The sequence below is a fragment of the Clostridium sp. NkU-1 genome (assembly GCA_001312405.1).
The window spans coordinates 278,631-290,631 of the sequence record BBDR01000001.1 but is presented as its reverse complement, the minus strand read 5'-3'; the positions used below and the strand labels follow the sequence as shown (position 1 = coordinate 290,631).

Genomic DNA, 12,001 nt, shown 5'->3' with positions numbered 1-12,001 from the left:
GTTTCATGATAATACAATTGAATTAAATGTATTGACATTGTTGTGTGGTTGTAGTATATTATGTACATAAATGATAATACATATCACGAAGTAATGAATACATTTTAACAGCAGGAGGTGCAATTAGTGAAAAATGTATTGTATATACATACTCATGATTCCGGGCGGGTATTAAGTCCCTATGGTTATAAGGTTCCCACCCCGAATATGGAATCCTTTTCAAGGACAGCAGCCGTGTTTCGGAATGCATACTGTGCAGGTCCCACTTGTTCACCCAGCCGTGCAGCAATGCTGACAAGTACGTACCCGCATCAAAATGGCATGCTGGGGCTGGCCCAGAGAGGCTTTACCATGGATTACAGCAGACATCTGGTGCACTATCTAAACCAGAATGGTTACTATACCGTTCTTTGCGGAATCCAGCATGAAGCAGGCTGGTATCTGGACCGGAAACAGGGGGCGGCAGAAATCGGCTATCAGGAAGAACTGACCACAGATAATTCCGGATATGCTCAGGAAGAGCTGGTGGACTGGGATAAGGAAAATGCACATGAGGTCTGTCGGTGGCTGAAAAATTATAACAAGGAACAACCCTTTTTCCTTTCTTATGGAATGTATGCAACCCATCGGCGTTTTCCTGATAAGCCAGATGAAGGGATTGACCCTGAATATGCCCTTCCTCCCTACCCGATTCCGGACACCAGGGATACCCGTAAAGATTTTGCAGGTTATCTGATGAGTGTTAAATGCGCGGATGCCTGTTTCGGCCAGGTGATTTCCTGTCTGAAAGAAGAGGGGTTGTGGGAAAATACCATTATTCTCTTTACAACAGATCACGGTTTACCAAATCCCTTTTCAAAATGTACTTTATTTGACAGTGGAATCGGAGTGAATCTGATGCTTCGTTCACCGGGAGCTATGGCGAATGGAACCGTGGCAGACAGTCTTGTTTCCCACGTGGATGTCTTTCCTACGCTTTGTGACCTTCTTGAGCTGGAGAAACCGGAATATCTGGAAGGAAGATCAATGGTTCCTCTGCTCACAGGGGAGAGGGAGGAAATCAGGTCTGATATCTTTGCCGAAATCAATTTCCACACTTCCTATGAGCCGGCGCGCTGTGTACGGACAAAGCGCTATAAATATATCCGCTATTATGATACATCCTATTTAAAAATAAACCAGTCCAACATCGATGAGTCTTTGACAAAGGATTATTTTCTGATGCAGGATCTGGAAAATCAATCAAAGTACGAAGAAGCGCTTTACGATCTTCTTTATGACCCGGGAGAACGCAATAATCTGGCACATAACAGGGAATACGCTTCGGTTCTGAAAGAAATGAGCCAGAGATTACTGGCTTATCAGGAAGAGACAGGGGATCCGATTCTGAAAGGTGAAATTACAATAAAACCAGAATGGAAAATAAACAGAAAGGAGTGTAAGACTGCAAGTTCAAAGAACCCAGAAGATTATGTCTGCTTTGGAAAATGAAAGGAGGAAAAAGATGATAGGTATGATTGTGACCGGTCATGGAAGTTATGCCACAGGGATCACAAGCGGGTTAAAGCTGTTAGCCGGAGAACCGGAGTATTACGAGCCAGTGGATTTCCTGCAGGAAGATTCTCTTGAGATTCTAACCGAAAAATTAGCAGAGGCGGCCGGACGGCTTTCCCAATGCACCGGGATTTTGATTTATACGGATTTGACAGGAGGATCCCCGTTTAATGTCTCTGTTCGCATGAAAATGGAGCATCCTGGCAAAATAGCAGTAATCGGCGGGGCAAACCTTCCGTCAGTACTGGAAGGATATATGTCAAGAGCTTCCATGGACAGCACTTCTGCAATTGCCGCAGAAAGTCTGACTGCCGGAAAAAAAATGCTATGGTACAGTTTGAAGAATCTGCTGCAGCAGAAGGGGACTACGAAGAATAATTAATGGAGGAATAAGGTATGACTTTTTTACAGGCTTTACTGATTGGCTTATTTGCCTATTTAGCAGTAAACGTACGCCATGGTTTTTGGGGTGACAGGCGGGTGGAATATGATAGGACGTCCTCTTGTAGCCGGTTTGATCGTTGGCTTGATCTTAGGGGATGTAAGAGGCGGTGTCATTGCAGGAGCAATGGTTCAGGCACTTTTTATCGGGCAGATCACGCCTGGAGGTGCTATGCCTGCGGATGTGAACTGGGCAGCCTATATCGGTATACCGCTGGCACTGGCGGCCGGAGGTACCGGTGAACAGGCAGTGGCGTTATCAGTTCCTCTCAGCATGCTGGGACTTGGACTTTTTAATTTTATTATGACGATTAATGCGTATTTTCCTCATATGGGAGATCAGGCTGCCGAGAGGGGAGATGGAGCCGGAATTCACCGCGCTACTTATCTGGCAGCCGTTCCAAGCTTCATTCTCCGGGCTGCTCTGCCATGCTGATCTGTTACCTTGGCACACCCCTGGCAGAGTTCCTGATCAACAGTATGCCTCAGGGAATCCTTCACTTTTTTGAGGTGGCAGGAAAGATGCTTCCGGCTATTGGATTTGCCATGCTGCTTAAGCAGTCCCTTTCAAAGAAATGGATGCTTGTATTGTTTCTCATGGGCTGGATTCTGATCGGCTCTACCAGCATGTCTGTTACCGCACTGGCTGTGTTTGCAACCGCAATTGCATTTATCTTTGTTATGGCTCAGGGCACAACACAAGCGGCCGTACCGGCTCCGGTACAAAACACAGAGGAGGATGGCTGTTATGAAGAATAAAAGAGAAAACTCATTGCTTAATAAAAAGGATATTAACAGGGCTGCCTGGTCTTATATTTTCTTTATACAGGCAACCCAGAATTTTGAACGTATGATGGGACTCGCTTTTTGTCATGTGCTGGAACCGATTTTAAAGAAACTATATAAAAACGATTCTGATGAATACAAAAAATCCCTTCAGCGCCATATGCAGTTTTTTTTAACACAGAGCCTCAGCTTGGAGCCCTGATCCCAGGTATAACCATTGCCATGGAGGAAGCCCGTGCCATGGGAGAAGATGTCAGCGAAGAGCTGATTGTAAATACCAAAAATGCGCTTATGGGGCCTTTTGCCGGAATCGGAGACTCTATGCTAATCGGAACCTACAGTCCGATTCTTCTAAGTATTGCCATGAGCATGTGCATCAGTGACGGAAATCCGGTCGGTCCCCTGTTCTTCTGTGCGGTGTGGCTTACCAGTGTAGTTGGCTTGCAGTGGTATCTGTTTCATAAAGGATATGATATGGGTATCGGTGCTGCAAACTTGTTTTTCACCAACCGTGCCCTTGCGGATAAAATTACTACCGGACTCACTATGATGGGACTGATCGTAATAGGCGGAGTCGCTGCAACTACCGTAAAAGCAAATGTAATTTACCAGTTTGTAAGCGGTGAAATGTCTCTTTCTTTACAGGAACAGATTTTTGATAAAATAATGCCCGGGATACTTCCCCTTTTGCTTACACTTGCAGTGTGGTATCTGATGGATAAGAAGAAATGGTCCGCCACAAAGATTATTCTCGGTATCGTCGGGTTTGCGGCTGTTATGGTATTTTTAGGGATTATGTAAATGCAGGATAACCGGAAACGGCCGGACCGGAGGAGATTTTCTTATGAAAGATATGGTTTTAATTATATCAGACCAGCACGGCTGGGATTACACGGGATTTGCGGATGAACGGATTGATACGCCAGGTCTTAAAAAGATCGCAGAGGAAGGCTTGCTGTTTGAACGCTGCTATTGTAATTCGCCCCTTTGTGTCCCTTCGCGCATGTCATTTCTAACTGGAAAGTTACCGTCACAACTTGGTATTTTTAATAATGATGCCGCTCTTGGCGGCGATGTGCCTACCATTGCCCATGAGATGGGACGTCTGGGATACCAGACCGTTCTGGCCGGCCGGATGCATTTTAAAGGGGAAGACCAGAACCATGGATTTGATGAACGGTACTTCGGAGATATTACCTCTCAATTCTGGGGAACCGGTGGAAAAAGCCGCCTGGATTTTGGCGTGTATGCCGGAACCACAAACAGGAAAAACTGCCTGGATGCGGTTGGAGGGGGGATTTCCCCGGTTATGCTTTATGACGAGATGGTATTCCGGTCGGCCATGGGTTTTCTTGAGGATTGGGGAAAGAAAAAGGAAAACAGAAAACCGCTGTTTCTGGTGATTGGATTCTACGGCCCCCATTTTCCTTTTACGTGTAAAAATGAGGATTACATAAAGTACCAGAACCGCTTTTCCCCGGAGGAGTGTAAGAAAGAGGCAGAGATTCCTTCTCTTTCTGTTTATAATGAATTCCTTCAGGAATGTACACCAGAACATATGAGAAACTGTAAGGCCGCTTATTGCGGCTGGTGGAACAGTTAGACCGGTATGCAGGAGAACTTTATCATAAAATCCAGTCTGTCGAAAACGGGCGGGAATACCTGTTCCTCTACACGTCCGATCACGGGGAGCAGCTTGGAAAACGGAAGCTGTTTGGAAAGCAGACCATGTATGAGGCTGCGGTCCATATCCCTCTTCTGGCAGCCGGCACAGGAATAGCTCCAGGCATTTCAAAAGATCCGGTAGGACTTTTAGATGTATCCCGCACGCTTTTGGAAGAGACAGGAAAGAATGAAGATTACTCCTGGCATCAGGGACGCAGGATTGATTTCAGTAGTTCCCGGAGAAAAATCCGGGCTCGTAAGAATCCAGCAGATGGTGGGAAGTGATGACAATCCGAAACTGATAGAAGCGGTGATCCTTAGACAATACAAAATAGTTAAGTCAGGAAATGAAACCATATGTCTTTATGATTTACAGGAAGATCCTGATGAAGAATATGATCTTTCAATGACCAGAGAAGGTTTATTGAAAAAGCTTATGAAACAGATAGAAGAAAGCGGCGGCTTCCTGAGAAAAAAATGAGCTTAAATATTTGTCTGGCCGGGAGCGGGAGGCCAGAGACAATCAGAGACGGCTGAAAGCATGGGGACAGGCAAAAATGCCGGAAGAATGGGCAACCATGAAGATAGATAGAAACACACTTATAAATCCAAGAGAGTAGTTGGGAGGATTCTATGAAGTACAAAAAGTTTTGGACAGACATGCACAGTAATATCCATCATGGGCAGATTAATGAGCTCCCGGCGTGGTATGAACAGGTAAAAAAAACAGATGGATTTCTGGCCGGTGGCCTATTATCCATTTTATATGCGCCCCACACCAGCAGGACTTGCTGTGGAGGATCGATACGATGATGAAACAATTGCCCGGGACTGGGAAATTATAAGAAGCTTTACCGAGGAAGCTAATAGACAGGGATTTCCGATGTTCATGGGTTATGAATGGCAGGGAGCCGGCTTGGATGGAGATCATAATGTGTTTTTCCTTCATAATAACGGGAAGCAGGGGCATCCCATGCGTTACCAGGACCTGGCTGCTGCCTATGAAGGGCAGGAGGTTATTGGAATCCCTCACCACCTGGCATATCAGCCTGGTTCCAGAGGTAAAAATTGGGATACTCATAACGAGACGTTTTCTCCTATCGCAGAAATTTACTCCAGCCACGGTTCCAGTGAAAATGACGATGGTCCTCTGTCTATGGACCGTCATGTCCATATGGGGCCGCGGACAGGGGAGACGACCTATGAGAAGGGCCTTGAACGGGGGTATAAAATCGGTGCTATTGCAGCAGGTGATAACCACAGTGTTCCCGGAGTGTTTGAAAACGGAAGCATGTGTGTGCTTGCAGAGGAGTGTACAAAAGAATCCATCTGGGAAGGATTGAAAAGCCGGAGAACCTACGGAGTGTCCCGAAGCAGGATTGAAGTTGACTACCATGTGAATTCGGCACCTATGGGATCTGAAATTGAAACAGACAAAAAAAGAAGTAGAAGTAGAATATTACATAAAAGGAACCGGAGCAGTAGACAGGGTGGAGATTTTAAGAGATAATATCTTAGAGGAAATGGTCGTGCATTCAGGTACGTGGGAACGGGAGGAACCAGTTGGTTTGATCCGGTTTAAATTCCGTCTGGAACTTGGCTGGGGACCGGATACCAGGGTTTACCATGACCACCTTAGAAAAAGCTGGGAGGGACGCCTGGAGACGGATGGAAAACTGCTTTCCGTCCAACCGTGCTGGAATCACTATGGTCAGGAAATTATTCAAAACAATGACAAGAGCTGCAGCTTTACCATGACTACATACCAGTCTCCGGCTTCCGGAAAATGGATGGGCGCGGAGAAGGCGGTGGCAGAGGGCTTTATCTTTGAAGTGGAAGCGGATGTGAACAGTGTTCTGCGTCTGCTCATCAATGGAAAGGAATATCTCCTTCCAGTGAGGAAAATGCTTAACAGCTCCCATGTCATGGCTCTTTGGGATGAAGTGAACTGCCTGACAAAGGAACATTGGGGAGAGATCACCCATTACCGGAATGATCCATGGTGGCACAATGCCTATAAAATCCGCGTAGGTAAGGCATATCCTGAAAGCTCCTATGAACTTACCGGTAAAAGAAAGATCCGGATGGAACAAAGCGGAAACTTACGGCTTAGAATCTGGCAGAAAAATGGGGATGCAGCCTGGACCTCACCTGTATTTATAACCGTAAAAGACAAATGAAAGGGGACTATTTTATGATGGAGATTGTAAATGTCCGGATTGATGACCGTCTGATTCACGGACAGGTGGCAACTGTCTGGAGCCAGGTTACAGGAGCAACCAGGATTATGGTAGTAGATGATCAGGTTGTAAAGGATACAATAAATAAGGAGGCTCTTAAGCTGGCCTGTCCGAAGCAGTGCAAGCTGTCAATTCTTACTGTAGAAAAGGCAGCCGCCAATTTATGTGCTGAAAAATACCAAGGAGAAAAGGTCTTCCTGGTTGCCAAAAGCCCGAAAACCATATGCAGGCTTTACGATGGGGGCTTCCACATGGGTAAGGTGAATGTTGGAAATATGGGAGGAAAGCAAAACACCCGAATGTTAAAAAAAAGCCGTTAGTGTATCAGCAGAAGATATTGCAGATTTTCTTTATCTGTCTGAGAAGGGAGTCACAATTACAGCCCAGATGGTCCCGGCCGATGAGGCCCTGGATTTTGTTAAACTGATCAATGAGCAGTAAGATGAAAACGCAGCCAATACGTAGTTCCCTGGGCGTTACAGCAATATAAATCAAAAATCCATAACTAAATCCCGTTGTAATATTAGCAACATCTTAGCGTCAGAGATTCTTCATTTTATGATAGAATTATGATGTTACAAATACTAGTTACAAAGGAGAAAAGTTATGGATTTTTCACTGCTTATTGGTATCGTTATCGGAATAGGTGCCCTTTTAACAGGCTTTGTTATGGAAAAAGGTGCCATATATTCTTTATTCCTCTTAAGCCCTTTTATTATAGTGGTAGGAGGAACAATCGGTGCTGTCATTGCTTCCTATTCTCTCAACGACATAGCTATGGCTATGCGGGCCATGTTTAGAAGTTTTAAGCATCCCCATTCAGCCAGCCTGGAAAAAATGATTGCTAAAATATCAATGATTGCGACCCGCTACCGGGCGGAGGGAGTCACTTGCCTGGAAGATATAAGCAGGGATCCGGAACTGAATCAGGAGGAATATCTGCTTCTTAAAGAAGGCCTGGTTCTTATACAGGAATTAAAGTCGCCGGAATCCATCCAGTACACTCTGGAATCTGATATCAGAGCTTATGTCCAGCAAAAAAGCATTGAAGCAAGTGTATTTGAGGCTGCCGCTGGATTTTCTCCTACTATGGGAGTTATAGGTACCGTTATGGGACTGATCATGGTACTTGCTTCCGGCTTTGAGGACCCATCAGAGCTTGCAGGTTCCATCGGTACTGCGTTTGTTGCAACCCTCTATGGTGTGTGTTTCGCCAACCTGATTTACATGCCAATTGCCAACAAATTAAAAACACAGCTTAAGAGAAAGCATATTCAAAAAGAAATGATCGTGGATGGCGTATGCATGATTGCCAACGGTAATACCTCCCGAAATATTGAAAATGAGCTGGCCCTTTATTTCCAGGCTTTTTCAGATGGAGCCAAACGGTACAAACAGGGAATTGAAAACTAACATTGGGAGGGATAAAGGATGCGCAGAAGAGTCGTGGAATCAGAAGTAGAAAAAGATAATTCGGAGCGGTGGCTTCTTACATATTCTGATATGATCACATTGCTTTTGGCTTTGTTTATTATCATGTACGGCATGAGTTCGGTTGATACGATGAAGCTAAAAGAAATGTCCCATGGGCTTGAACAGGTTTTAAACCATACAGATCAGGTGAACGGTTCTGCTGCAGGAGGCAACATTTCTGTTTCTGCAGATAATCTGGACAATGTCTACCAGGCCTTGAAAGCTTATATCGCAGACCGCGATCTGGGGAACATGATCAACGTATCTTCCAACGGATCAGCTGTAAGCATACATTTAAAAGATGCCATGCTGTTCCAACCGGATACAGCTATTCTGCTCCCTGACAGCAAGCCGGTCATTCAGGAAATCAGCAGCAGCCTTGAAGCCATTTACGGTGACATCAACCACATTACGATTACGGGTAATACAGCCGATTTAGGCCATCATGATGCTGCTAATGAAGCGGATTCCTGGCAGCTGTCCGTAAACAGGGCAGTGGCAGTCTTAAACCAGATGACTGCTATGGGACTGGAGCCGGCCAAAATGTCCATTGAGGGAAATTCCCATTACAATCCCATCGCCTCCAATGATACGGAAGAGGGGAGAACGAAAAACCGCCGGGTAGAAATTACCATTACAGGACGGGCTAATTAAGGGGATTTCGTACATACTATGAATAATCTCCTGGATTGCGCTGATTATTGTTTGACAATTTTATATATTTATGATAGACTACGGGCATATAAAGCGAAATGAGGTGAAAGGATGATTTAATAATTCTTGCTGAAGTAACTGCATGATTAAGAAGGAAAGGACATTGTCTTTTTTTGTCATGCCTGTTTTTGCAAGAATATTATTTCATTCTCATACCCTTTTTATGTCATAATAAGACATGGATAAAGCAGAAATTTTGCCCGTCGGGCTTGTTTTGATGCGAACGGCTGTGAGAAAAAGGATTCTTGCAGTCGTTTTTTGTGCGGAAATTTTATTTCCTGCCCGAATGGAGGAATATCTATGTCATTAATACAAGTCACTGATTTGTCATTCACCTATGAAGGAAGCCCAAACCCAGTCTTTGAGCACGTTTCCTTTCAACTTGATACAGATTGGAATCTGGGCTTTACAGGAAGAAACGGAAGAGGAAAGACCACATTTTTAAATCTTCTGATGAACCGGTATCAATATACGGGAACCATTGTTTCCAATGTCCTGTTTGATTACTTTCCATTTCCTGTACCGGATGAGGAGCTGAACACTTTGGAAATTCTGGACTCTCTCCTTGGGGATTATGCTTTTTGGGAGCTTAAAAGAGAATTATCCCGGCTGAAAGTTTCCGAGGATGTGCTATACCGCCCGTTTTACACGCTTTCAAACGGGGAAAGGACCAAGACCCTCTTAGCAGCCCTGTTCTTAAGGGAAGGCCATTTTCTGCTGATCGATGAGCCGACCAATCATCTGGACCGGGAAGCCAGAGAACTGGTGAGCCAGTATTTAAACAGCAAAAAGGGATTTATCCTGGTATCCCATGACCGGAAATTCCTTGATTCATCCGTGGACCATATCCTGTCCATAAACAAAACCAACATTGAAGTTCAGAAAGGAAATTTCACCTCCTGGTATGAGAACAAGCAAATGCAGGACCAGTTCGAACAATCTGAAAACCAGCGGTTAAAAAAAGGACATCCGTCATTTAGAGGCGGCCGCAAGGCAATCAGGTGACTGGGCAGACCAGGTGGAATCAACAAAGATCGGAAAAAAAAGTCCATGGTCCGTGAAAAATCCATTGATACACGGGCCTATGTTGGTGAAAAATCCAGGCGCATGCAGATGCGCAGGAAGAATCTGGAACGCAGGCAGGACCGTGCCATCGAGGATAAAAAGGGCCTGTTAAAAAAATATAGAAGAGGCGGAGGATCTTAAGCTTTATCCTTTGAAATACCACTCATCCAGAATTCTATCCTTAAAGGAGGTTGTTCCATGCTATGATATGCCTGTCTGTGAGCCGGTCAGCTTTACCCTGGAACAGGGACAGCGCTTATCCTTGCAGGGGAAAAACGGCTGCGGAAAATCCAGCATACTGAAGCTGATCCTGGGCGAAGACGTTGCAGGTGAAAGTATTTCCTATGAGGGGGATAAGGAAACAGCCAGCGGCCTTAAAATTTCTTATGTATCTCAGGATACTTCATTTTTAAAAGGAAGCCTGACAGAATACTCCCAGGAAAGCGGTATCGAAGATCCCCTGTTTAAAGCGCTTCTGCGCAAGCTGGATTTTTCCAGGGAGCAATTGGAGAAACCCATGGAATCCTATAGCGAAGGGCAGAAGAAAAAGGTTCTTATTGCCCGCAGCCTCTGTGAGCAGGCCCATCTGTATATCTGGGATGAACCTCTTAATTTCATTGACGTATATTCCAGGATTCAGATCGAGAATCTGATCCTTAAATTCCAGCCTACCATGGTGCTTGTGGAGCATGACGATGCATTTACCGGGAAGGTGGCAACTGAAGTGGTGGAGATCCATGATCATAGGGAATAAAGGCTGTAAATTGCCCTATTTATACAAAAGTTAGGCGTTGACATAGGAATAAATTAGTGATATTATACCTATGTGTAAGAAAGAAAAAACCAGAAATAACAAAGCAGTTATTTCTTGAGTTATGTTACTGATAAGCAGGCAGAACTCAGATTGCATATTAATCAGCCCATTTTTTCCTGGGTTAGTTGGTATGTAATCTGAGTTTTTTTTCTGGAAAGGAGTACACGGTGCGGGTAAAAAAAGATACTGAATAATAACATTGCAATTGTTGAAAAAGGAGGCCATGAATCCATCGTCTTTTCATCAGGGATTTCTTTCAAAAAAAAGTTGGCCAACAAATTACAGACTCTGAAATTGAAAAGACGTATGTATTAGATTCAAAAGACCGCCTTGAACATTTAAGCTATTTACTCACCAATACCGATGATAAAACCATTGGTCTGATTAATGATTTAGTTGATTATGGTGAAAAAATATTAGAACAAAAAGCAAATGATTATTTATATCTGGCCTTACTTGACCATATTACTTTTGCCTGGAAACGAGGGAAGAAAAATCAGTTTATCCGCAGCCCTTTATCCTGGGAGGTTCAAAAGTTTTATCCGGTATATTATAAAATCGGCCTCCATGCGTTACAGATGATGAGGGAATGCTATCAAATTGATTTTCCCGATGACGAAGCTGTTTCAATCGCCTTACACTTTGTAAATATCCAGGAAGAAAAATCTTTTCTGGATGAAAAAATTAAAGATATGGAAACGCTGCAGGATATGCTGAACATTATCAAATATCATTTTAATCTCTCCTTTGATGAATCTTCAATGAACTATATGCGGTTAGTAACGCATCTTCAATATTTTATTGAACGCTTAAGAAAAGATAAGAATCATGGACAAAGTGATTCCATTTTGTTTCAGCAGGTAAAGGAGATCTACCCCTATGCTTATACAGCAGCAGAAAAAAATTGATATTTATGTGAAGAAAAAGTTTAATCAGTATTTATCGCAAGATGAATATGCGTATTTAATGATACACATTAACCGCATTTTGGAAAGAAAGGAAAACGAATCATGAAATACCAACAGTTTAATCAGCAGATTATTGACTTAATCGGCGGTAAAAACAACGTACAGGCAGTTGTTCACTGTATGACACGTTTACGTTTTACTTTAAAAGATAAAAGGAAAGCTAAGACAGAGGAAATTAAAAAATTTAAAAGGCGTTATCGATGTGGTCGATAACAATGTGGCTTATCAGATTATTGTGGGAACTCACGTAAATGACGTATATAAAGAATTAATCGATATGC

The 12,001-nt window shown here is 43.8% G+C and carries 17 protein-coding genes and 1 pseudogene; all 18 read left to right on the top strand.

Annotated elements, in window-relative coordinates; genetic code table 11:
* Positions 1–126 precede the first annotated feature (126 nt).
* The 18 genes and pseudogenes from JCM10519_RS01465 (at position 127) to JCM10519_RS25130 (ending at position 11,933) form a co-directional block, all read left to right on the top strand.
* Entirely contained in the window at positions 127–1,491 is a 1,365-nt protein-coding gene (locus JCM10519_RS01465) for a sulfatase-like hydrolase/transferase (protein WP_054737748.1), read from the top strand.
* Between the two features lie 13 nt (positions 1,492–1,504).
* On the top strand, positions 1,505–1,936 hold the full coding sequence (locus JCM10519_RS01460; RefSeq protein ID WP_347842776.1) for a PTS fructose transporter subunit IIA: 432 nt from the start codon (positions 1,505–1,507) through the stop codon (positions 1,934–1,936).
* Positions 1,937–2,041: 105 nt separating this feature from the next.
* Positions 2,042–2,431 carry a PTS sugar transporter subunit IIC gene (locus JCM10519_RS25160; RefSeq protein ID WP_347842775.1) on the top strand — a complete coding sequence of 130 codons (390 nt, stop codon included), beginning with the start codon at positions 2,042–2,044 and terminating at the stop codon, positions 2,429–2,431.
* Positions 2,425–2,754: a PTS sugar transporter subunit IIC gene (locus tag JCM10519_RS25155; RefSeq protein ID WP_347842774.1), complete on the top strand. Its 330-nt coding sequence runs from the start codon at positions 2,425–2,427 to the stop codon at positions 2,752–2,754. The genes JCM10519_RS25160 and JCM10519_RS25155 overlap by 7 nt, the downstream gene beginning before the upstream one ends.
* Positions 2,744–2,983: a PTS system mannose/fructose/sorbose family transporter subunit IID gene (locus tag JCM10519_RS25150; protein ID WP_347842773.1), complete on the top strand. Its 240-nt coding sequence runs from the start codon at positions 2,744–2,746 to the stop codon at positions 2,981–2,983. Before JCM10519_RS25155 ends, JCM10519_RS25150 begins: the two co-directional genes overlap by 11 nt.
* Before the next feature lie 20 nt (positions 2,984–3,003).
* Positions 3,004–3,582 carry a PTS system mannose/fructose/sorbose family transporter subunit IID gene (locus tag JCM10519_RS01450; RefSeq protein ID WP_347842772.1) on the top strand — a complete coding sequence of 193 codons (579 nt, stop codon included), beginning with the start codon at positions 3,004–3,006 and terminating at the stop codon, positions 3,580–3,582.
* A 43-nt stretch (positions 3,583–3,625) separates the two neighbouring features.
* A complete protein-coding gene (locus tag JCM10519_RS01445) occupies positions 3,626–4,384 on the top strand; it encodes a sulfatase-like hydrolase/transferase (RefSeq protein WP_054737747.1) in 759 nt (252 codons plus the stop codon).
* Positions 4,372–4,731 carry a sulfatase-like hydrolase/transferase gene (locus JCM10519_RS01440; protein ID WP_347842771.1) on the top strand — a complete coding sequence of 120 codons (360 nt, stop codon included), beginning with the start codon at positions 4,372–4,374 and terminating at the stop codon, positions 4,729–4,731. Before JCM10519_RS01445 ends, JCM10519_RS01440 begins: the two co-directional genes overlap by 13 nt.
* The gene (locus JCM10519_RS01435; protein ID WP_054737745.1) at positions 4,718–4,927 is read left to right on the top strand and encodes a hypothetical protein; all 210 of its coding nucleotides are present in this window, start codon (positions 4,718–4,720) and stop codon (positions 4,925–4,927) included. Before JCM10519_RS01440 ends, JCM10519_RS01435 begins: the two co-directional genes overlap by 14 nt.
* 10 nt (positions 4,928–4,937) lie before the next feature.
* Positions 4,938–5,066: a hypothetical protein gene (locus JCM10519_RS25145; RefSeq protein ID WP_347842770.1), complete on the top strand. Its 129-nt coding sequence runs from the start codon at positions 4,938–4,940 to the stop codon at positions 5,064–5,066.
* Positions 5,067–5,239: 173 nt separating this feature from the next.
* Positions 5,240–5,956, top strand: coding sequence for a hypothetical protein (locus JCM10519_RS25140; protein ID WP_347842769.1), 717 nt, complete (start codon positions 5,240–5,242; stop codon positions 5,954–5,956).
* Positions 5,937–6,626, top strand: coding sequence for a hypothetical protein (locus tag JCM10519_RS25135; protein WP_347842768.1), 690 nt, complete (start codon positions 5,937–5,939; stop codon positions 6,624–6,626). The genes JCM10519_RS25140 and JCM10519_RS25135 overlap by 20 nt, the downstream gene beginning before the upstream one ends.
* Before the next feature lie 14 nt (positions 6,627–6,640).
* Positions 6,641–7,006 (top strand): PTS sugar transporter subunit IIB, encoded by a 366-nt coding sequence (locus JCM10519_RS01425; RefSeq protein WP_347842767.1) that lies wholly within the window; start codon positions 6,641–6,643, stop codon positions 7,004–7,006.
* 286 nt (positions 7,007–7,292) lie between these two features.
* Positions 7,293–8,099, top strand: coding sequence for a MotA/TolQ/ExbB proton channel family protein (locus JCM10519_RS01420; RefSeq protein ID WP_054737744.1), 807 nt, complete (start codon positions 7,293–7,295; stop codon positions 8,097–8,099).
* Positions 8,100–8,117: 18 nt separating this feature from the next.
* Complete coding sequence (locus JCM10519_RS01415) at positions 8,118–8,813, top strand: flagellar motor protein MotB (RefSeq protein ID WP_054737743.1); 696 nt, start codon at positions 8,118–8,120, stop codon at positions 8,811–8,813.
* Positions 8,814–9,173: 360 nt separating this feature from the next.
* Positions 9,174–10,692, top strand: a pseudogene (gene abc-f, locus JCM10519_RS01410) (ribosomal protection-like ABC-F family protein).
* 287 nt (positions 10,693–10,979) lie between these two features.
* Complete coding sequence (locus JCM10519_RS01405) at positions 10,980–11,660, top strand: PRD domain-containing protein (protein ID WP_347842922.1); 681 nt, start codon at positions 10,980–10,982, stop codon at positions 11,658–11,660.
* Between the two features lie 102 nt (positions 11,661–11,762).
* The gene (locus tag JCM10519_RS25130) at positions 11,763–11,933 is read left to right on the top strand and encodes a PTS transporter subunit EIIB (RefSeq protein WP_347842766.1); all 171 of its coding nucleotides are present in this window, start codon (positions 11,763–11,765) and stop codon (positions 11,931–11,933) included.
* Positions 11,934–12,001: the final 68 nt, after the last annotated feature.

Excerpts from the sequence above, each read along its gene's own strand:
- JCM10519_RS01460 (WP_347842776.1), top strand. The coding sequence starts at position 1,505 with ATGATAGGTATGATTGTGACCGGTCATGGAAGTTATGCCACAGGGATC.
- JCM10519_RS25160 (WP_347842775.1), top strand. The coding sequence starts at position 2,042 with ATGATAGGACGTCCTCTTGTAGCCGGTTTGATCGTTGGCTTGATCTTA.
- JCM10519_RS25155 (WP_347842774.1), top strand. The coding sequence starts at position 2,425 with ATGCTGATCTGTTACCTTGGCACACCCCTGGCAGAGTTCCTGATCAAC.
- JCM10519_RS25150 (WP_347842773.1), top strand. The coding sequence starts at position 2,744 with ATGAAGAATAAAAGAGAAAACTCATTGCTTAATAAAAAGGATATTAAC.
- JCM10519_RS01450 (WP_347842772.1), top strand. The coding sequence starts at position 3,004 with ATGGAGGAAGCCCGTGCCATGGGAGAAGATGTCAGCGAAGAGCTGATT.
- JCM10519_RS01445 (WP_054737747.1), top strand. The coding sequence starts at position 3,626 with ATGAAAGATATGGTTTTAATTATATCAGACCAGCACGGCTGGGATTAC.
- JCM10519_RS01435 (WP_054737745.1), top strand. The coding sequence starts at position 4,718 with ATGGTGGGAAGTGATGACAATCCGAAACTGATAGAAGCGGTGATCCTT.
- JCM10519_RS01425 (WP_347842767.1), top strand. The coding sequence starts at position 6,641 with ATGATGGAGATTGTAAATGTCCGGATTGATGACCGTCTGATTCACGGA.
- JCM10519_RS01420 (WP_054737744.1), top strand. The coding sequence starts at position 7,293 with ATGGATTTTTCACTGCTTATTGGTATCGTTATCGGAATAGGTGCCCTT.
- JCM10519_RS01415 (WP_054737743.1), top strand. The coding sequence starts at position 8,118 with ATGCGCAGAAGAGTCGTGGAATCAGAAGTAGAAAAAGATAATTCGGAG.
- JCM10519_RS25130 (WP_347842766.1), top strand. The coding sequence starts at position 11,763 with ATGAAATACCAACAGTTTAATCAGCAGATTATTGACTTAATCGGCGGT.